Source organism: Acaryochloris sp. CCMEE 5410, assembly GCF_000238775.2.
In the GTDB taxonomy this organism is placed as follows: domain Bacteria; phylum Cyanobacteriota; class Cyanobacteriia; order Thermosynechococcales; family Thermosynechococcaceae; genus Acaryochloris.
This window is the reverse complement of sequence record NZ_AFEJ02000003.1, coordinates 356,770-377,521: the sequence shown is the minus strand read 5'-3', so window position 1 is coordinate 377,521 and position 20,752 is coordinate 356,770. Positions and strand designations below refer to the sequence as shown.

Genomic DNA, 20,752 nt, shown 5'->3' with positions numbered 1-20,752 from the left:
TCAACTAACTCTGCAGAGCTTCCACACCCACCACCGTTACCATGCTACCCTCACGCTGGCACTCGAAGTGGTATAGCTTACGACCCTCTAGCTTTTCTAGGCAATCCTCGCGTACCAGGGGTGATAGCTGTAAAATCCTCCTGTTGCTATCCTGCTTGCGATCGCGCTGGACTAACACCCTTTGCTGATCTGCATCCCAAACCCCGATCAGCAGCCAGTCTTCAGGTTTATCAGGGGTAATGTCATTGGTTCCGCAAAACTGTGCTAAAGCTATTTGACCATCAAAAATCCGGGGATAGCATCTAACCATCAAGGGTTGATCCAAGGATGCTTCAATCAACTTCGCGAACCGATTCTTTACGCTCAAGGGAAGCTGATGACCATCAATTTCAAGGCAGTATGCGGGTCGCTCCCCCTCCTCCTCCGATTCCTGCGCTCGGATGATTCCCGGAATCCGGCACCAAGCGCGGTGAGTGCCATTACCAGGGAGAAGGGGTTGCTTCTGGTTACGACGATCTTGCTGCTTGGATTTAGCTTCAGAAGTCTTGGCGGTTTGCTGTTGTTGGGATGTTACTTTTGTCTGAACCTGATTTATAGGGGTGGAGTTCTTGTTCTGGAGAGATGTGTCAGTCTGTTGTTTGGGGTTGTCCTGAGTAGTGGGCTTCTCACTCTGGGCCGTAGCGTCAGTCAGTTCTTGTGACCTGTCTTGAGTTGGCACTGTGGCCTTTCCATTCCGGGATGTTGCGTCAGGCCGTGGCTCCACTTCTTTATTTGAAGGGGGTTTCAGTGTCGTTCGTTGTTGTTGCGTTGCTTTCCGGTTGGCTTCTCTCTGGGATTTTTTGAGTGCAGACTTTCGCTCGGCTATCTTGGAAGATTTGGCTTTAGCTGCCTTGGCCTGAACCTGGCCTGGGTTGAGCTGGGCTTCGAGTTTTGCGATCGCACTTTTGAGCAGCTTAGCCACCTTGGGATTGGTGCAATCTTGGAGCTGCGCTCGGAGTTGGTTCAGCTTTTCTGAAGTGGCAGAAGGCATCAGGAAAAGGTCACTGGGACAGACTTGCGGACACTCTAGTGTAGAGTGGTGGGGTTTAGGGGGAATCCAAGGTTTTTGCAATGAAACTTCACTGAATTCTTAGTCAGGGCTTAAGATCAAGATTATGAACCAAGGAATTTGTGAAGCAGCAAGCTAGTCTAATCGTTGAGAAGATCAACCAGATTCATGATCCTTGTTAATTACAATTTGTCCATGACTTGACTCCCATACGGAAGGTAGGAAGTTCATGGTAAGACGTGTTAGGAATTCCATAAAGCTTTGGCTCAGTTATTCCTGCATAAAGCGGATACCTGAATTTAATTTACCTGAATACATTAAAAATCTGCCAACACATTCACAAAATGCTTCTGCCAATCATATGGTTTTAAGTGAAGGAACTAGGAAAATGAATGAATCTTCCAGACGGACCCCCCAAGCCATCATTTTTCGAGAGATTTTATAGAATTTTCAATCCTCTGGAGTTCCTGCATGACTGCTCAGACAAGTATGGTGACATCTTCACCCTCTCCAAATCGAAGAGAGGAACCCCTATAGTTTTATTTAGCGATCCTGAAGCCATAAGACAAGTATTTGCAGATGACCAAAGTAATTTCACTATCGACAAAGAGAATGAAATAATCCGTCCACTGCTTGGTGAACATTCACTAATGCTCCTTGATGGTGAAGAGCATCAACGCCAGCGAAAGCTACTAATGCCAGCCTTTCATAAATCAACAATGGAAAGCTATGGACGCATTATCGTTGAGGTGACCAATGAGGTGATTGAGTCATGGCCCATCAATAAGCCATTTGAAATCCGTTCTTCCATGCAAGGAATTTCCTTGGAAGTGATATTAAGAGCTGTTTTCGGACTCAAACCAGGACCACGCCTTAAAGAGCTAAGACGTTTGATAGTTAAACTTCTGGAGTCAAACAACAACCCTTGGATTAGTGTTGCTTTTCTCCTTCTTCCATTTCTTCGCAACGACTATGGATCGTGGAGTCCTGGAGGGCAGTTCAAAGAACTGAAGCAAAATATAGATCGATTGATCTATGCCGAAATTAAGGAAAGACAACAGAAACCAGACCAACAGCACAAAGATATTTTGCAGTTATTGGTTACTGCTGTTGACGAATCAGGTCAAGGAATGACGGATGAAGAATTGCATGATGAATTAATGACTTTGTTGATTGCAGGGCATGAAACGACAGCAACGGCAATGTCTTGGTCACTGTATTGGGTGCATCAACAACCAGAAATAGAGGAAAAAATTCGGGCTGAGCTAGCCAACATCCCAGACCCTGATCCTCTGGAAATATGCAAATTGCCATATTTGTCAGCAGTATGCAGCGAAACTTTGCGGATATATCCCCCTTTCCTAACCACGCTAGCTCGAATGATCAAGGCAGAGCCGTACTCTTTGATGGGCTATACCTTTGAGCCAGGGACAATTATTGCCCCATCTATCTATTTGACTCACCATCGTAAAGATATATACTCTGATCCAGAACAGTTTAAGCCTGAGCGATTTTTAGGAAAGCAATATTCTACATACGAGTACTTACCCTTCGGGGGAGGGCATCGTCTCTGTGTCGGTATGGTCTTGGCATTGTCAGAAATCAAGGTTGTTCTCGCAACGATACTTCAAAAATATCAAGTTCAACTAGTACCCGATCAGGACATTAAACCTGTTCGACGAGGGGTTACGATTTCACCCCCTAGCCAGATGAAATTTATAGCTAAATGAGTAGTTATGCAAAACTTGTTTTTAATTGGCACGATGGCCTTTACGGGCCTGATGGCTAACTGCGCTTTTGCACAGGTTTCACCTGACGCAACCTTGTCCACAACCATCACCCAGCAAGGTTCAGTTATTACTATTGATGGTGGGACTAGCAAAGGTAGCAATCTCTTTCATGGTTTTACTAACTTTTCTCCTAGTCAAAATCAAACTGCCTTCTTTAACAACAATCTGAATGTCAGAAACATTATTGCTCGTATTTCCGGGGGCACTCGTTCTGACATATTTGGGACTATACAGGCCAATGGTTCAGCCAACTTATTTTTAATTAATCCTAGTGGGATATTCTTTGGCCCAAATTCCAGACTTAATATTGGTGGATCATTTTTTGGCACTACAGCAACAAGCATTTTTGCGGGCAACCAAGAATTTCTTATCGATCAACTTAGCCCTGCTAACTCATTTTCAGGAGATCCTTCAGCCCTAAAATTGACAAGTGAGTCTGGCTCAATACGGATTGAGGGGCAAGGTCATGTATTAACAGGGAACCTGACGAGGGCTGTTGCACCTACAAACATCTATCCCCAAAGCCTAAGTGTTTCGCCTGGAAATACGCTATCTCTAATAGGCAACGGATTGTCTCTCGATGGAGGGGTTTTAGCTGTACCCAGTGGTAGGGTCAGCCTAATCAGTGCCCGAAATGACACAGTAAGTCTGACTCAAGATAATTTGGGCTTTGCTCTAACCCCAACCCAAAATGCACTATCAGACATCACATTAACGAATGCATCCCTACTTGAGAGTGTAGGAATGGGAACGGGATCGATTGAAGTAATTGGGAAAACGGTTGATATCAATCGAACATCGAAGCTATGGTCCCAAACCTTTACCCCAAACCCTGGAAGTGACATCACAGTAGACAGCGTTGACTTTGTGCTTAGTAATCCAGCGATTGACGTAAACTCCAGATTTATTGAGACTGGCATTTTTAACAATACAGTAGGGCTTGGGCCAGGGGGTAACATCACTGTACGCACTAACAACCTATCTGTACTGCCTGGTGCTGGAATCTCCACGGCTACCTATGCCCCAGGAAAAAGTGGAGATATTAATTTCCAGGTTGCCAATACAGCCAATATTGTCGGCACTGATATCAATAACTTTACAGCTAGTGCAATTGGAATCGTCTCATTTTTTGGGCCAGGAGGAGAATTTAACTTCAATGCGGATCGGATAATTCTGAGTAATAGGGCAGTACTCAATACAGCAGGCTTTGGCCCTGGTGACAGTGGGAACTTAAATGTTACAGCTCGGCAGATTGAGTTATCAGGTGGGTCAACACTGGGCACCATCACCCTTAATTCAGGAAATGCGGGAGATGCAGTCATCAAGGCCGACTTCATTCGCGTTTCTGGTGAATCACCTACAGCCCTAACGCCTAGTGGAATTTCTGCAACTACCTTGGGAGAAGGTAAAGCTGGCAATCTTTTAATTGAGGCTAATCGCTTAGAAGTACTGAATGGTGGAAGTATCGGAACAACAGCAGTAGCTCAAGGTGATGCTGGAAACTTAGATCTTAATATCCGAGATTCAATTCTCATCTCAGGAGTTGCGCCCATCACTAATAGCCCTAGCAATATCAACTCAGCCGTAACTAGAACACCAACACAATTCTCTCCTGTTGCTCTGAGGTTCTTAAATATCCCTGAAATTCCATCCGGTCGATCTGGCACTGTCAGAATTAAAACTAAACGGATTGATATTGAAAAGGGTGGCTCAGTTTCAGTTCAAAACAGCGGACCTAATGATGCAGGTGCTTTAGTAATCAAAGCTGATCGAATCAATCTCAATAAAGGTTTTATCCTTGCAACCACAGCTTCAGGGAAAGGGGGGAATATTGATCTGAGTGCAAAGCTACTAAAGGCAACTAATAGTGAAATTTCTTCTTCTGCAATGGGTAATGGTCCAGGGGGAAATATAACCATCGATGCTGATCTAGTTTTGCTTATTGATAAAAGCAACATTTTTGCTAATGCCGAAAATGCCCAAGGCGGTAACATCAGAATCAACACCACTGGCTTCATCAAGTCTCCAGATAGCCAAGTCACTGCCACTTCCCAACTAGGTGAGCAGTTTGATGGCAATGTTGAAGTAGAAGCCGAAATAACGAATTTTAGCCAAGATCCTGACCTCAATATCACAACTGGCCCCCCAGAGCTATATGCCTCTTGTGGTCCCACTTATCGCGATACCCTAGCTTATTATCGCGTTGGCACGGCTGGGCAGCCCGTAAGCCCAGATACTCTCCCAGATCCGGGAAGTCGTTGGCTCCAAGTCGCCAAAGCACGATATAATCAGCGTCAACTTACCTATGCTGATCCGAAAACGGGCGAGTTAAAGCCACTCAAACGGGTGGTGGGATGGAAAACTAATCCTAATGGAAAAATTTCTTTTGTAAACGATCCACGAAAAGCGGACCAATTCGCCCCCGCGATCGCATCCATCCTCCAAGCTTGCCAACCGGATCAGACTGCAAAAGCTGGTTAACTCCACTAACAATGAATAAAACTCTACCCATTCTGCTTGGATTGGGCCTGTGCTGCTGTAGCACCCCGCAGCTACTCGCACAGGAAGCTCCCATCCTTCCAGATACCCTACCCCTCCCGGAACCACCCCCTGACGAGCCACCGCCGACCCTTCCACCTACTGCACCTCTAGAAATCAATCCCTTTCGGCTTCCCTCTGGCCTTGATCCTCGACTAGATCAATCTATGACTCTCACCCCCATCCAGTTCATTTTTGAGGGTAATACTGTCTTCACAGATGAGGAATTACGGGCCGAGGTCGCGGAATTTATCGGCCAGCCCCTCACCATCGCTGACCTGCTCAAAATAGAAGAAAAAATTACCCAGCGCTATGTGGGAGAGGGGTATATCAACTCCGGGGCAAATATCGCCCTCAGTGAAGAAATTGACCCCTCAAATGCAGAAATCACCATTGAAATCATAGAGGGGCGGGTGACCAACATCGAAATTCAGGGGGCAGATCGGCTAGAAGGTTACATAAGAGCTAAAGTTGAGCCTGCGACTGAAAGCGTTCTCAGAGAGCAAGATATCCAAGAAGCGCTCCGATGGCTGCAAGTAGATCCGTTGATTACGGGCCTCAACGCTCAGCTCACTCCCGGTGCCGTCGTCAGCCAAGCGACCCTCACCCTTGATGTCAATCCCACTAAACCCTTTAGCCTGGAGGTTTTTGCTAACAACAACCGTGCCCCCTCCGTAGGCACCTTTGAGCGAGGAGCCACAGCTACCTACCGCAACGTCACGGGCCTGGGGGATATCGTTGATCTCACCTTTCGAGATACAGACGGCAGTAATTTAGTTTCCATTAACTATGCCGCTCCCATCAACATCAAAAACGGCACCGTGGGCATAAGTTTTACTTATGGAGATAACAAGATTGTTGAGGAACCCTTCAACCTTATCGACCTCAATATCAATGCTTTTCAACTAGAAGCTTCCTTTAGACAGCCTATCTTCAGAAAAATTAGTGGTAGCCAAATCCAAGAATTGGCCCTTGGTGTCTCCCTCTCCCGACTAGAAAGTGATGAGTTATTGTTTGATATTCCCTTCCCGCTAACGGAAGGTGCAGATAATGAGGGTCGGACTAATTCCACCGTCCTCCGTCTTACCCAAGAGTGGAGCAATCGAGACCGCAATGGCTTAATTGCTCTAAGATCTCAATTTAATATTGGTCTACCCATCAGCGCCAGTAACGCCGATCTCTTCGGAGATGGCACGTTTTTTGCCTGGAGAGGTCAGGTTCTCCAGGCACACCAGTTTTCTAAGTTCACTTGGGTGAATCGCGGTGGCGTACAGCTCGCGGATGGACCCGTGATTCCCTCTGAGCAGTTTAGCCTGGGGGGAGTCTCCACCGTGCGCGGCTATCGGCAGGATGGCCTTACCCGCGACAGCGGCCTGTTCCTTTCCTCGGAGCTAAGAGTTCCCCTGTTTTCAGGCTCAGCAGGCACACTTCAGATTGTTCCCTTCTTTGACGTGGGACATGGCTTCAATCAAGGACAGCGGTTCTTACCAAACCCCAGTCAAACTTTAGCCTCAGTGGGGTTGGGGCTGCGCTATGACTTATCGGATCGCATCAGTGCCCGGATTGATTTCGGCATCCCCTTACTGAATCGACCAGATCGCCGACCATCCCCCCAAGAAGAGGGGCTATACTTATCCATCACTGGGAGGCTTTAACAATGAAGCACTTTGCCAAAATCCTACTCCTATCCCTACTACTCATCCCTAGTGCCAAAGCAGCGGATCTCACACCCTTGGAAAAAGCCGATGCTCTCACCGTCCAAGGCAATCAACAGCTTGATAGGGGGAATCCCAGTGCAGCCCATACTTCCTTTGAAAAAGCACAATCGTTTTATCAGCAGATTGACAACACGGATGGCATCAAAGGATCACAAATCAACAAGGCGCTGGCCTATCAGCAGCTCGGTCAGTACCTCAATGCTTGTCGGGTAGTGAGTCAGGCACTGAATGTTGAAGGCTACTGTCAGTCAGACGCCCATGTAGCTCCTCTATCTGATCGGAGCTTCGATGACACGGATCTCATTGCATTGCAAAACCTGGGCAAGATCCTGCAAGAGCTGGGCCATTTACAGCAATCAGAGAAAGTACTCACCCTTGCGATCGCACAAGCAGAACAACAAGGGAATCAGGCCCAACGTTTAGCCAGTCAACACACCCTCGCCAATACCCGGACCTTTCAGGTGAGGGCATTGATTCAGAAGTTTCAACTCTCCGGTGAGGGCCGCGTACAGGCCAACAGTGTCAAGGCAGCAGAGAAAACAGCCCTACAAGCCTTTGCTGATTATGAAGCCTTAACCTCTAGCCAAGCGCAACTCGGCTGGCTCAGTCTGTACGAAGACCTTGACCAATGGGTTCAAGAAGATGGCCGGGGAATCTTTGAGATTGCAGAATTGCGGGATTCACTTCAACCCAAACGAGCGGAAGGCTTGCAAGCGCTTCTCCAGTCGGACCTGAACGAATTATCCCCTGTTGCCCGTATCTATGCCCATTTGAAGCTGTCAAAATTCCTGGCGAAACAGTCGGGGAAACTTGCGGGCAAACATTCCCTGGTCGTGGCCTTTGAACAGGCTCAGGCTGCTCAGAAAGAGGCTACGCAACTCGACAACTATCGGGCCTTATCCTTTGTCTACGGCCAACTAGGGCGGCTCTATCAGCAGAGTGGTCAAAGCGACCTCTCCATGCGTTCCTTTGGGTTGGCCGCCCAGTTCGCCCAGTCCATACAAGCTTGGGATGCGCTCTACCAATGGCGTAGTACTCTGGCAAACATGTACCAGGAGCAGGGGCAAATGCAGCAGGCGATTACATCCTATAAGATTGCGATTACGGCCCTTGAGCATGTGCGCTGGAATCTATTGCCCATCTCATCCGATCTACAATTCAGCTTCAAAGAAGAAGTCGAACCCGTCTACCAGCGCTACATGGGGCTTTTGCTTCAGGAAGATAACCCAAATTTAAAACTGGTGTCCCAAACGAATCAAAGCTTAAGACTGGCTGAATTGGAGAACTTTCTCAAATGTGGAGAAACGAATTTAGTACCGCTTGCAGATCAAACCCCCGTTGATAAGGTCGTCGTTCAAATCCTAGATTTGGGAAATCAAACCACAGTCATTGTGGGTGATGTTCACTACAGTGTGGACCACGCCCAGCTCAAGCAACAGGTGTTTGAACTAACGGATCGCATTCAGGATGCCAACTTTTACACCTTCACTTCAGACCAATATTTACCCCAGGCGCAAGCCTTGTACCAACTTGTTTTGGGGCCAGCGATAGATCAGGGATTAATACCAGAAGACACAACAATTCTCTTCCACCTAAATGGCCCATTACAAAGCATTCCGATGGGAATGCTCCATGATGGCGATCGCTATCTCATTGAACGCAACCCCGTTACTCTATCCAATGGTTACGTTTCCCGGACACAAATTCAACAGAAACAATTAGGTGCCGTCATTGGCGGAGTCTCGAAAAGCAGCCCTAGCCTAGAAGAAACATCACTAGAGCCTTTGCCAGAGGTCGCAGAAGAAGTAAATGCGGTAAAGGGCAAATTCTCCGATGTTCGGCTACTCCTCGACGAAGATTTCACCCATCAAAAACTTCTTAGTAATGTCGAAGGGCCATCATCGAGAATACTTCACCTCTCCACGCACGGTCAGTTTAGCTCTGATCCTAATCAAACCTTCCTGCTGGCCTGGGATCGGCCCTTAAATGTGCAAGACATTTCGGGTGTTCTAGAAGCAGGGAATGGTGGGGGACTGGAGCTGCTATTCTTGAGTGCCTGTCAGAGTGCCAAAGGTGATCCAAGATCGTTCCTAGGATTGGCGGGACTCTCCGCGCAGTCTGGGGCAAAAAATACCATTGCCTCCCTGTGGTCTGCTGATGCCTCTGCCTCCATTTTACTCTCCAAAGAATTTTATTCGCAGCGAAACCAAAACCCTGCTGCTGAAGCGCTCAGACAGGCCCAACTCAATTTACTGGATTCACCGGATTCACCCTATGCTCACCCCTATTTTTGGGCGAACTATGTCCTCGTTCAACTCTAGTGCAAGGATAGAGGCTTGTTTTTCTTATTTGCGAGTTCGGCTGCTTTTCTGCTGAACTGATTAGATAATTCCGTCTGGCCTACTTCCTGATAAATCAATGCCAGTTGTTGATAAACGTCAGGCTCTTGCAACGAAGTTAATGACTTTAATTGGGTGGCAGCGGCATCCAATAGTTTGGCATGGTAAAGCAATAAGGCTTTATCCATGCCTCGCGCTAGTTCATTCCTAGAATTTCCATGGACTTGAGCCACAGTCCGATCAATGTCTCTCAGGATTCCAGGATCAGCTATTTGTAGGACTTTGGAATCCTCGGCAACAGATTGATCGTTGATCAGCGCAGCAACGTTTACTTTGTAAGCCTTTCCAGGTTGAAGGGACTTGGGAAGCTTAACAGCAGAACTTTTAGTGGTATGGGACCAGAGCCATTCCCCTCCTTGGGTTAAGGTCACACGATAGCTTGCGTTCTCGATGGGTTGCCAAGCAATATCTGGTTGTGCAGTAATCAGGGTATTGCCTAGAGGCTGAATAATAGCGAACTTTTCTGTCGCTCCTTTAATCTTAGGTACAATTCGTTGGCCTTTCGCATCAAACCGATAAGCTGCATCTTTGGAGACACACTGATCAAGGTTCAATAATTGATTCAGAGGAATAATTTTATTGACGATAAAGCACAGAATACCCGCATTTCCATTTCTGGCTTTTTCCTGCTTGAAGCCCTTCAGCTCGTGAGTGCAGTAGGTCTTCTTCGACTCCAATGATCGGGCTACAGGTACACAGTCTTTTACTGGGTTCGCATGACTGGGAAGCACGAAAAATGTAGCTTGCGTAGAACTAATAACTGCGATCGCACATCCCAAAAAACTACTATAAAATGATTTATCCATACATATTTTTCTATGGCTAGGGTATAGAATACCAGAAAATAATCTCAGAGTTTTTGCTCAATTCCCTCAATGATATCTTGTCGCCATTCTCGGACTTCAGCTTGATCTGAAGGTAGGCTGATACAGGATTCCTTATGCTCTGAGGATGGTGTGATTTGGTTGAGTAGACAATAGGGATCAGCGAAATCTGGATTGAATGAGATAGCTTGATTGAGATCTTGATCGGCTAATTCGTTCTTCCCTTGAAGGAGCCTGGCCCAACCCAAGTTCTTGTGAATTACAGCTTTGTCGCTGGGTCGATTGGCTAATGAGAGGGCTGTTTGAGCATACTTGAGTCCTGCATTTACATCCTTCTCTAAAAGAGACAATCTCGCTAAATTATTCAACGGTTCCAAGGCTTCAGGATCTTGGTTCTGAGCTTTTTGGTATAGCGCTTTGGCTTTATCATAAAGCGCTTTGGCTTTTTGATATTCCTGTTGCTCTCGCTCTTGACCTGCAAGATCATCGTATAGACTACCGAGGGCAAAGTAGTTATGCCAATTTTTTGGGTTAAGGCGAATGGCGATCTGATAATGCTCCTCTGCACAGGAGTAGTCCTGAACCCCTGTGCAGGCTAACGCCAAGTAATAGTGGGCTTCATTATCGTCTGGATACTTTTGAATAATGGCTTTGAAAATATCCTGAGCCTCTTTCAATCGATTATCCGCCAGGTGAACTAACCCCTCTGCCATCGTTAGCTCGGACTGACTATAATCCAAGGCTGAATTGACGTGATACCCTCCCGCTATGCCAGCGAGTAATACTAATAATCCGATCCCAGCTCCGATGGGGGTCCACTTATGTTTGAAAATTCCTACCGGGCGCTCATTGGAGGTTCCATAAAAGGTTTGGAGAAACGTAGAGCGTAGATTCGCTGTATTTAAGGGGCGTTTACCCGGAGTGATAGCCATCAGCCGATCCAAAAAACTGACGAGAGATGGTTCAATTTGCGGGGCGTGCTCTCGCCAGATTAATTCCCCAGATTGTTCATCCACGGGTAGCTGTCGGGGATGGATACCCGTAACTAAATGCACGAACGTTCGCCCTAAAGCATAGAAATCACTTTGGGGCAGGGTTTTGCCGTCGATTTGTTCCGGGGGCGCATAGCCAATCGTGTAGATACCTGTGCCCTCAAAGGAGCCAGGGGACTGATGTTTGGAGTGGGAGCTAAGCCTAGCCATATAGGTAGGTGTGATGTCCCGTACTGCACCGAAATCAATCAGTGCCAGTGAACCATCCGGTTGCAACAATATATTTTCAGGTTTGATATCCCGGTGAATGAAGTCTTGATTGTGGACCTCATGCAGACAGTGACACAGTTGTTCTAGCCAATCTAGGGCTAGGTTTTGGGACAGGGGATCATGGGAATCTAGCCACTGGTCTAAGGTCTCCCCTTCCATCTTTTGAAGAACTAAACAATAAATTTCTGGGGCTACCTCCGATGCTGGGAGGACGAAAAAACCTTCCTTTGGTACCTTGGGAATCGCAAAATGATTAATTTGTCGCAGGGCTTTGTTCTCTCGCTGAATAAACTCAATCCGCTTCTGGTCCCGCATCTCGTCTCCTGAGAGAGGCATCACTTTCATGATCTGATGCGTTCCGGGTTGAACTCCAAGCCCGCCCAACCTATCGACAACCTCAAAGACCTCTACTCCTTGGGGTCCATCGAGGGGTCGGATTAGGGAAATCAACTGATACCGATCCTTCACCAGCAGCGAAGTACCACAGGCCAAGCAAATGTCTGTGGTGTCCGGGTTCTCCCTCGAACTACATTTGGGATTGATACAGTAGCTCACGCTGTCATAGTCCTGCTCATAACCTATGCCGCGAGGGAGTTATGAATAATGCCTGAAGGATCTGTGAGAAGGTACTTCTTGATTACAGGCTGTAGGGATAGCATTACCTCACTATCATCTGATTGATTCCGCTCTAATAAAGACCGATCGCACAAAATTTCTATCGCTTCCATCAATTCAGTCATAGTCTGAATCATGCCTCTATCCTTCAAGGTCTGGTACACCTGGCCAAATGCGATTTGTTCCGATTCTTTTAAATCGTCTGCTAAATACTGCATCAAGCCACGCTCCAGATCTGACCAAGGGCCAATCTTAAACTGAGTATCAAGGGCTTGTTTAAGTGGCTCTCCCATCCAGGTAGTTTTGCATTTCAGAAAACGACTAACTCGACCATTAAAAAAACTGTTTATACGACTCGCTACCATCTTGAGAGACAAAGGATTGCCTCGGTAGATCTGAATCAGTGTCCCCCAATCATCTTGATCTGCCAATTCTTGTGCTTTAAGGAGCTTCTTGGCATCTTTACCCAGACCGTCTAATCGAATAATTCGTGCAGATTGCCCGGTTTCATTCAACCAAGTCACCTCTGTCAAGGGCTCTCTACTAGTCAACAGAATACAAGATTGATGAACCTCAGTTGTAAGAGTGCGTATAAACCAAGCGTAATCACCACAATCTCCATATGGCTGTTGAGGGTCTTTTCCTTCCAGTAATCGATCCACACCATCTAATACCAATAGGATGCGATGCTCTTTCAAGGATTCAATTAACTGGTCAACCTGATTTATCAAGTCTTCATCCTCAGATTGAGAAACATCTAGTAATCCCAACAATTCTGGAACTAACTCACTTAGGGGTGTTGAACTATAGAATGGACGCCAAACAAATATGTCTAGGGTTTGCGGCTCATTTTTCAACTTTTTAACTAGCTGTGCAACTAAGCTTGTTTTACCAATACCTGCTTGACCCAGTACCAGAACACATTGTGTATCGAGGACACTTGCGCGCAATAGAGCCAATTCTGGCGTTCTGCCGTAAAAGACATTATTACTAGGAAGACTGCTACCCAAAATTACTGAGTCAGTAACACTTTTAACTTCAGCATCAGAGATAGTTTCTTGTTGTTGGGGTAGAGAACCAACAGATTGATCTTCAACAATGGAACGTAGTCTTTTTTTAGTCACTTTCTGTCCATATGTCGCAGATAATGCTGCCCATAGCTTTGGGCCTACATGTCGTTGAAGATAAAGATAACTATAGTCCGAGCTTAGAGCAGCTTCTTCATAACTTTGATCCACCCAAGCAGCGGTAATGACAACCTCCTGGGCTGGGCCAAGTTGCTCCCCTGTACAGCAACACAGCTCATAATTAATTTTTTCTATGGCTTCACTAAGTTCCACGATTATTGATATTACCTGATAAGCACAAGAAAATTATAAATCATATTTTCTCGTTTATATTGAGTGTATTTGGTATATTCTGTTTTATAGATCAATAAATTCTAGTCTAAAGCTCATGAATCACAAAAAAATGTACGTGATATTTTAGAAGTTATTCAATGTAATTAGATTTACCCGTGTACTCGATCCTCCTGGATTAGGATATTCATCTAATTTCAAGCAATAAAATAGATATTTGGAATTTATACAATGTCAAGCTCACTCAATCAGCCAAAAACTACCAATAGTATTAAGTCTGGACTGTTTGAGTATGATTCGCTTGATAAAGAGACTCGTAAATTTCTGCTCAAACAAACAAATGCGATAAAAGCTGTATATTCAAGAACCCGTCAAGATGCTTATACAGTCGGTAAAATTCTGTTAGAAGCTCAAGCTAAGCTTGAACGGGGAACCTTCTGCCAATGGATTAAATGCGAGTTCAATGGATCTCCAAGCACAGCTTATAATCAAATGCATTTAGCTGAAGCCTTCGACTTCGCAACCTTAACAAGCACAGATCTTCCGCTCACAATTCTCTACGAATTAGCCAGACCCACTGTTTCTGAAGAAACAAGAGAAGCAGTACTCGCCCTTGCTGAAAAAGAGAAACTAAGCCGACATAGAGTAAAAGAGATCATCGCTCAACAAAACAAACGAATCAAGCAAGATGAGGGAATCGAAGCTACTACTGCAACCATTGATATCCCCAGCATTGAGGTTAAAGAGGTTAAAGAACAGCCGACTAATTTAATTCTATTTAAACGAAAAACCAAAGGGAGTGCTGAGCTACTTCTTGAGGTACAGTCTGTACAGATAAAAACAATTCAGAAGGTTTGCTCAGAATTAGTGGATTATTTCTCGGGGCAAGAAGCATCAGCTAACTAGTTTTTGCAACTGTTGCAAAAAGTCTACTGACTGAGTTCTATACTTAAAGCCAGTTTGATCCTCATCTCTAGCGAGAATTACCGCTGGCTGGCATAATTGCAACGGTTGCAATTATTTGCAAAAAAGCCCTTCCAATATTTTGCAATTTTGATCCACTCGTTTTTTGCAATTGTTGCAAAAACCTCTACCTTAGATTTGCAACAGTTTGCAAATAAAACACCTTGTTTCGCTTGCTGTGACTATGCTTGAGGTATCAATGACGATTATTCACTGAAGATTCCAACGATGCCAAACTTACGAGCCAGTTCTTTTGATTACAGCCAACTGGACGCAGAACTCTCTGAGCGCTTAAAGCAAGAGACAAACAAGATCAAAGATCTTCTCTCTGCCACCATCGACAATATTGTCAAAATTGGTATAAGCCTGATTGAAGTAAAGGGACAACTAGCCCATGGCTATTTCATGGACTGGATCGATGCTGAATTCGAGATGTCAGCACGCACTGCCGATAATTTTATGCGGGTAGCGAGGTGCTTCCATGATGCAAATTTCTCGGAACTAGAAATAGCAAAATCTGCACTTTACCTGCTCTCAGCCCCTTCTGTCCCTGAAGAGGCACGACAAGAAGCATTGGAGATGGCTCAATCCGAGTATGTGGGTAAAAGAATAGCTCGTGAACTGATTGAAATCCATAAAGATGCTGCTGAAGAAGTGGTGAGTGTCCCTACTCCACCCCTTGCCAAGCCCAAAACAGGTAAACGACAAAGAAAGGTCGAAACGAAGAAGAAAACTAAGACAACTCAGAAAGTTAGTCGATTCAAACAGGTGCGTAAAGGAGAGATTTGGAGCATCGGTAGATACCACAGATTATTTTGCGGCGACAGCTCAGCTCTGAAATTCCGAAAAATTCTTCCTGATGAGATTGCCCTGCTGATCAATTTTCCCAACAATGCCAAAGAATGGCCAAAAAGCATACCGGGGAATACCAAAAGTACACTTGCATTCCACACAACCTTAGAAGACTTTCACTTTGAGACTCTTAGACAAACCATTGAAAGCTGCGTTATTGGAACTGCCGATGCGAGCGAGTCAGTCGTAATCATTGGACTCCCAGACCCCTCTTTATTTATCTTGCTAGATCGTCTTGAATGTCAATGCATTTGCTGTGAGCCTAATCCAGAACGTTGTACTGATGCAGTTCTAGCCTGGACGACAGCAACAAAGCGGCAGGCAAAAAGAATTTAAATCACAGTTCTAGCGATCGCACTTTGATCATTCAAAAAGTTTGTTGTAGGATTGCGGTATCAATGAACCATGATTAAACCCTTGAGGGCTCGTGTAAGAATCGGTCCAGGTTTCTGCTATCTATACCATTGAGACCGATCCATGCCAGCCCAAGGAGAAAGAAGGCTGTGACATATCTTCATGTCTCTCTAAGAGGAGAGACCGTAGACTTTACGGTTACAAAATACGCTAAACCCTTGATCGATCAAGCATTTCGGTGTATTTTCAACCCTAATACAAACAGCTAAAAAAGGAGGTAAAAAGAAGCCCATAAACGACTAAACCCCCTTACCTGTCACAGTCGGGGGAAGAAGCCGTTCAAACAATTTATTTGTCGAAGGGTGGGAGCCTAAAGCATTAGCAGCGCGATGGGTGTCCCGGTTTCGTTGTGCCTAAATTTTAGACTACTCTTGATAACATTTCAAGAGTGTGCTCAAAATATTTTCACAACTCCCCTCCGACACATAGTCAAAGCACAATATGGGAGTTGTTCAATGAATTCATCTTGCATCCACTCTGATAAGTGGGAGTTAGGTTATGTCTAGCTTTCACTACTACAAGAACAAACTTGGCGACCTTTGCCCCATTTGCAATGGCTCTCGCGGCAAGCCAGATTGTCGAAAGTCAAGTTCAGGAACCTATTTTTGTCGTGGCCCTGAGAATCACTCAGGAGAGTACCGATTTGACGGTTTCGACACTCACGGATTTGGAAAGTACATCACCGCCGAGGCCCATAGCCAGCGTTCCAATCCAACTCAAGAGCAAGAACAGGAACGCTTAGCCCGAGAGAGACAACTAGCTGCTGAACGGGCTCAACGGCTATCTCAACTTCCCAGTATCGAAGAGCGAGACTATCAATTCCATCGTATTGCTGCTAGTGCAGGGCTAGGGTCGCAACAACGCCAACACCTCATAGAGCATCGGGGTCTGTCGAATAATCAAATACATCAGGCCGTTGAGAAACACCTATTCTGGACCTGGCAGGACAACGCCAAACTCCCCTTGCTCCCACTCAATCTCCCAGGGGTAGATCCATCCACTGGATTATTGCGGCGATATTATCAGGGACTTGCGATCGCAGTTCCCAACGTCCATGGTCAGATCACCGGTGTGCAAATTCGCCCTAACTTTGGGGGCGGTTACTTTTGGGTTAGCTCCAGTTCAGATAAATTACCCATCCCCGGCAGCGGGCCGCAGCTCCCAACGGGAGAATCCCCCATCGCCGTTCATAGAACTGACTCTAAAACTATTGGCTTAGTTGATAGCGTTGCCCTCAAACCCTATCTCGCTAGCCAGCAAATGGGGATAACCTTTATCGGCGCGACGGGGTTTAACTTTGCCTCTAGCCCTGAAGCGGTGAAAGAGACCCTAGAGGTGCTACAGCCTGAGCAAATCATCCTCTATCCAGATGCCGGTGATAGTTCCAATCGGTCGGTTTATATTGCGATCGCTAAAACGGCATCTCTTCTACAAGGCTGGGGGTATTCGCTAAGTATCGCTTGGTGGGACCAACATTCCTACGATGATGATAGCGATATTGATGAATTAGACCTCGATAAACAACAACAAATCAGGCTGCTCACACCCAGCACTTACCTGGCGATGAGTAAAGCCATCATTGACGATCAATGGCAGCATCAGTATGAGCAACAATCCCTAAAGATTTGGAAAAAATCACGGCAATTTACGCCCACTCAAACGATTCATGAACAATTTCTGAATCTGCAACCGGCAGATCTAGATGGAGCTGACATCGTTGCGATTAAATCAGGCATGGGGACTGGGAAAACGGAATGGCTAAAAAACTACTTCAGCCAGATTTCAGACGGTGCCGTAGCAATTGGATACCGGAACTCCCTTCTACTCCAGTCCTGTGAACGTTGGCCGGGATTCTATCACCTACATTCCGATTCTGCCCAACCCCTTATCCCAGATCCCCAATCCAGAATCGCCTGTTGCTTAGATTCCTTGACTCGCTTTGAAGACAAGGATTTTGACGGGAAAATCGTCATCTTAGATGAAAGCCTTAGTGTTGTCCTCCACGGGTTGATGTCTGGTACCCTCACTGGCAAAAGAGATAAATGTCTGGCAAAGCTTAAAGCTGCAATCCAACGAGCAAAACTTGTACTACCAATGGACGGTAACAATACTGATGTCGTCGTGGACTATCTCGCGCAATTGAGAGAGGTAGGGACATGCCGTAAAATCCTCAACACCTATCAGCGGCAACAACTGCATATTGAGCTATTGGGGAATACGATTACCGCCGAAGGAAACACGATTGACGAACGTTCACCAGTTCTACAGTTAGCATTTGACACGTTGGCCGCCTTAGATTTAGCTCCATCTAATACCCCGCGTTCAATCGTTTTGTTTTCGGACTCTCAACGGCAATGTCAGATTGCAGAATCACTGTTTCAACAGCGAGGCTATTCAACCCTTCGGGTTGACTCTAAAACCTCTCCGAATAAAGAGGTAAAGCAGTTTCTAAAAGACCCTGACTTTTATCTAGAAGAAACTCAACCCCGAGTCTTGATCTACTCACCAACAGCAGAAAGTGGTTTAAATGTAGGCATTCAGAACTTCTTCTACAAGGGATTTGGTCTCTTTTTCGGTGTGTTGCCAATTTCCAGCATGACCCAAATGATGCAGCGGGTCAGAGCCTTGAAAGAAATAGCGGTCTGGTGTAAGCGATACACGCACACAGAAGATGAAGGGACTCGTTCAGTCCTCCCCCGTCGCCTCCAACAATGGATGACGGATTATCTCAGAGCCGATGCCTTCGCCGCCTTACAAGGATCGGATCGGGAGTCTACAGTCAAAGAGTGGATCAATAAACTACTCAAAACCTATAACGATCCTCACCTTTCCACACACAATATTCTGGCTGCATCCATCAACTATGAGAGAAAGCATACCTGGGACTGCCTTAGACTTGCTCTCCAAGAAGCTGGGCATCGAGTAACCATTGTTGATCTTCCTCAAGTCACCAGCTTAAAAGAAGAAGCTTCTGAAATTCGCGATCAGATCCTAACCACCGATGCACAGGCAATATTTAATGCCAAGGATATTACACTTTCCCAAGCCATTCACATTAAATCTAGGTGGAGTGCAACTCTCGCAGAACGGTGGAGCTGTGATAAAGCGTTCCTCCTACACCGACTTCCTGGATTACATCGAACAGACTACTGGACCCCCGATGTCGTTAAAGCCCTTCTGTTTACGAATCGATCCCTAATTCCTTCCCTCGAACGCTGGTGGTTGATCAATCACCAAACTGCTGCCCAGAACCGAAGCCGCCAGCGCTGGGAAAAACTGATGGAGGATGGCGCAATTCCCTTCTTGCCTGACATTCGTTCAGACTTCGCTCTTATTGAGGCTCTATGCAAGATCAATCTGCTAGCGCTTTTCGAGTCCAACCAATCTTTTAACAGCTCATCCAGTTTAATTCAGCAAATCTATCGTACTTGTAAACGACGAGAAATCGTGACAGCGCTAAAACGCACAGTGGGTAAGCAAAAACCTATGGAGTTTCTGGGGCGTCTAGCAAAACTAATTGGCGGCAAGACTGAAGTCGAGCAAAACTGGCAGCGCAATAGCGAAAGAGGAAAGCGGAGATATTATTTTATTTCTCCAGATAATATAGAACTCAATCATGTGTTGTTGGAATGCATTGAAACTCGATTCCAACAATATATGGAAGCGCCTGAATGCACTGAAAATAAAGGGATTGAAGTGGCTACACCTGCAACTCAAAAATGTATAATTATAAGCAGAGGTGTAGCCAAAACCAAAATAGAGAATACCCAGAAACCCAGTTTGATTACCTTGCCGGTATCTAATCTAAATCTTCCAGACATTAGTCCTGGTGCTTTAGTTAAAAGATGCGGGGATCAGGTCGTCTTCCGGGTAAGGAAAATTGTGAATGAGTTCGCGTGGTTAAGTTGGGTTGGCCAACCTGTTGATCTTGTTGATATCCCCTGCCCGCTCCAGAACCTAGAACCCATACAGAGTTCAGTTAATATTTCAAGTGCTTAAATTCTGTTGGTTATCCGTCTCTGCATGGAAATTTTGTTGCAAAGCCAACAAATGGTAAGAGTCCTCAAGTTCAGCTATTTCGTGCTGCCTAGTGGTCTCTACTTGAATCAGGTCCACCGGTAGTTCATCACTAAGTCGTGATGCTTGAAGTTCAAGCCACCACAGCTTAATTTGTTGGTCGTATTTGTCTTTCAAGATTTCAGCCGAATGCTGTTGCTGCTGTATCAGAGCGATCGCTTTTTCAATGTTCGCTACATTTGGCCCATGGCCATCAATGGTTTTTGTAGATTGCTCAAGCTCTTGCCACTCTGAGAGTGATTGAGCCCGAGCCGTAATCTCTTCTTGAACTCTACTCAGTTTGACTAGTAACTCATGAATATTCCTCATTAACCCTTGCTCTTGAATGATGCTGGCTTCAGATTGCCCACAAAGTCGCTTTTGGTAAGTCTTCATGGCGGTGAGGCCAATGGCAGCACTAAGAGGTACTGCGGAGTATTGCAATAGATTTTTATAGCTGCCGACTGAATTAGAGAGCAAGAGTATCCCAGATAGAGCGATGATTGAGATACCAAGGCCAGCAATTCTAGGCTCCGATTTGATTGTTTTGATAGGTATAGTCGTTTGAATCGTTAGATTACGAATTGCAAACAAATCACTAAAACTTCCTTGCCTATACCTGTGAAATAACGCTATCTTATCCCCAAGAGAGGCAACGTAAGTGTCTCTGGCCAAATCAAATTCAACTAAGTATTTCATTTGCTTTCCAATTTCGCTGGTCAGCGGACGGACACGTAGCCTGTGTCTCCAACTAGTTAAATCCCTATTGTTTTGTTGAGTGGTTATGCTGTCATGGCTTTCCACTTGGACCTGATTAATCTTGCTTGAAAACCGACAGGTTTTGCATGTGATGAGTTGGCTAGGTCTATCTAGCAAAAAATAGATCGAGCTACCGCACAGCGGGCAACATAGCTT

Annotated in this window: 12 protein-coding genes; 7 read left to right on the top strand and 5 right to left on the bottom strand. The window is 45.7% G+C overall.

Going from position 1 to position 20,752, the window contains the following annotated elements; genetic code table 11:
• Window positions 1–4: 4 nt before the first annotated feature.
• On the bottom strand, window positions 5–1,111 hold the full coding sequence (locus ON05_RS31965) for an MSCRAMM family adhesin SdrC (RefSeq protein ID WP_262562507.1): 1,107 nt from the start codon (window positions 1,109–1,111) through the stop codon (window positions 5–7).
• Window positions 1,112–1,440: 329 nt separating this feature from the next.
• Here ON05_RS31965 and ON05_RS31960 point away from each other — a divergent pair, with 329 nt between their 5' ends.
• From ON05_RS31960 to ON05_RS31945, 4 genes are read left to right on the top strand one after another with little or no spacing between them, the layout of a single operon-like run.
• Window positions 1,441–2,778, top strand: coding sequence for a cytochrome P450 (locus tag ON05_RS31960; protein ID WP_010474876.1), 1,338 nt, complete (start codon window positions 1,441–1,443; stop codon window positions 2,776–2,778).
• Between the two features lie 6 nt (window positions 2,779–2,784).
• Window positions 2,785–5,319 carry a filamentous hemagglutinin N-terminal domain-containing protein gene (locus tag ON05_RS31955; RefSeq protein WP_010474875.1) on the top strand — a complete coding sequence of 845 codons (2,535 nt, stop codon included), beginning with the start codon at window positions 2,785–2,787 and terminating at the stop codon, window positions 5,317–5,319.
• An 11-nt stretch (window positions 5,320–5,330) separates the two neighbouring features.
• Window positions 5,331–7,031, top strand: a complete 1,701-nt coding sequence (locus ON05_RS31950; protein ID WP_010474874.1) for a ShlB/FhaC/HecB family hemolysin secretion/activation protein — start codon at window positions 5,331–5,333, stop codon at window positions 7,029–7,031.
• Window positions 7,032–7,033: 2 nt separating this feature from the next.
• On the top strand, window positions 7,034–9,415 hold the full coding sequence (locus tag ON05_RS31945) for a CHAT domain-containing protein (protein WP_010474873.1): 2,382 nt from the start codon (window positions 7,034–7,036) through the stop codon (window positions 9,413–9,415).
• Here ON05_RS31945 and ON05_RS31940 read toward each other — a convergent pair.
• From ON05_RS31940 to ON05_RS31930, 3 genes are read right to left on the bottom strand one after another with little or no spacing between them, the layout of a single operon-like run.
• Window positions 9,412–10,299: a hypothetical protein gene (locus ON05_RS31940; RefSeq protein WP_010474872.1), complete on the bottom strand. Its 888-nt coding sequence runs from the start codon at window positions 10,297–10,299 to the stop codon at window positions 9,412–9,414. The two genes, ON05_RS31945 and ON05_RS31940, sit on opposite strands and share 4 nt — an antisense overlap.
• A gap of 44 nt (window positions 10,300–10,343) precedes the next feature.
• The gene (locus tag ON05_RS31935; RefSeq protein WP_010474871.1) at window positions 10,344–12,134 is read right to left on the bottom strand and encodes a protein kinase domain-containing protein; all 1,791 of its coding nucleotides are present in this window, start codon (window positions 12,132–12,134) and stop codon (window positions 10,344–10,346) included.
• Between the two features lie 23 nt (window positions 12,135–12,157).
• Window positions 12,158–13,534: an NACHT domain-containing protein gene (locus ON05_RS31930; RefSeq protein ID WP_010474870.1), complete on the bottom strand. Its 1,377-nt coding sequence runs from the start codon at window positions 13,532–13,534 to the stop codon at window positions 12,158–12,160.
• Between the two features lie 249 nt (window positions 13,535–13,783).
• Between ON05_RS31930 and ON05_RS31925 the strand changes: the two genes are divergently transcribed.
• The 3 genes from ON05_RS31925 to ON05_RS31915 all read left to right on the top strand — a co-directional run bounded on the left by ON05_RS31925 (window position 13,784) and on the right by ON05_RS31915 (window position 19,780).
• Complete coding sequence (locus tag ON05_RS31925) at window positions 13,784–14,458, top strand: DUF3102 domain-containing protein (RefSeq protein ID WP_010474869.1); 675 nt, start codon at window positions 13,784–13,786, stop codon at window positions 14,456–14,458.
• Between the two features lie 285 nt (window positions 14,459–14,743).
• Window positions 14,744–15,703 (top strand): DUF3102 domain-containing protein, encoded by a 960-nt coding sequence (locus tag ON05_RS31920; RefSeq protein ID WP_010474868.1) that lies wholly within the window; start codon window positions 14,744–14,746, stop codon window positions 15,701–15,703.
• A 576-nt stretch (window positions 15,704–16,279) separates the two neighbouring features.
• Window positions 16,280–19,780, top strand: a complete 3,501-nt coding sequence (locus ON05_RS31915) for a plasmid replication protein, CyRepA1 family (RefSeq protein ID WP_010474867.1) — start codon at window positions 16,280–16,282, stop codon at window positions 19,778–19,780.
• Here the strand turns inward: ON05_RS31915 and ON05_RS31910 are convergent.
• On the bottom strand, window positions 19,769–20,317 hold the full coding sequence (locus tag ON05_RS31910; RefSeq protein ID WP_262562506.1) for a hypothetical protein: 549 nt from the start codon (window positions 20,315–20,317) through the stop codon (window positions 19,769–19,771). The two genes, ON05_RS31915 and ON05_RS31910, sit on opposite strands and share 12 nt — an antisense overlap.
• Between the last annotated feature and the right edge of the window lie 435 nt (window positions 20,318–20,752).

Excerpts from the sequence above, each read along its gene's own strand:
- ON05_RS31960 (WP_010474876.1), top strand. The coding sequence starts at position 1,441 with ATGAATCTTCCAGACGGACCCCCCAAGCCATCATTTTTCGAGAGATTT.
- ON05_RS31955 (WP_010474875.1), top strand. The coding sequence starts at position 2,785 with ATGCAAAACTTGTTTTTAATTGGCACGATGGCCTTTACGGGCCTGATG.
- ON05_RS31950 (WP_010474874.1), top strand. The coding sequence starts at position 5,331 with ATGAATAAAACTCTACCCATTCTGCTTGGATTGGGCCTGTGCTGCTGT.
- ON05_RS31945 (WP_010474873.1), top strand. The coding sequence starts at position 7,034 with ATGAAGCACTTTGCCAAAATCCTACTCCTATCCCTACTACTCATCCCT.
- ON05_RS31940 (WP_010474872.1), bottom strand. The coding sequence starts at position 10,299 with ATGGATAAATCATTTTATAGTAGTTTTTTGGGATGTGCGATCGCAGTT.
- ON05_RS31925 (WP_010474869.1), top strand. The coding sequence starts at position 13,784 with ATGTCAAGCTCACTCAATCAGCCAAAAACTACCAATAGTATTAAGTCT.
- ON05_RS31920 (WP_010474868.1), top strand. The coding sequence starts at position 14,744 with ATGCCAAACTTACGAGCCAGTTCTTTTGATTACAGCCAACTGGACGCA.
- ON05_RS31915 (WP_010474867.1), top strand. The coding sequence starts at position 16,280 with ATGTCTAGCTTTCACTACTACAAGAACAAACTTGGCGACCTTTGCCCC.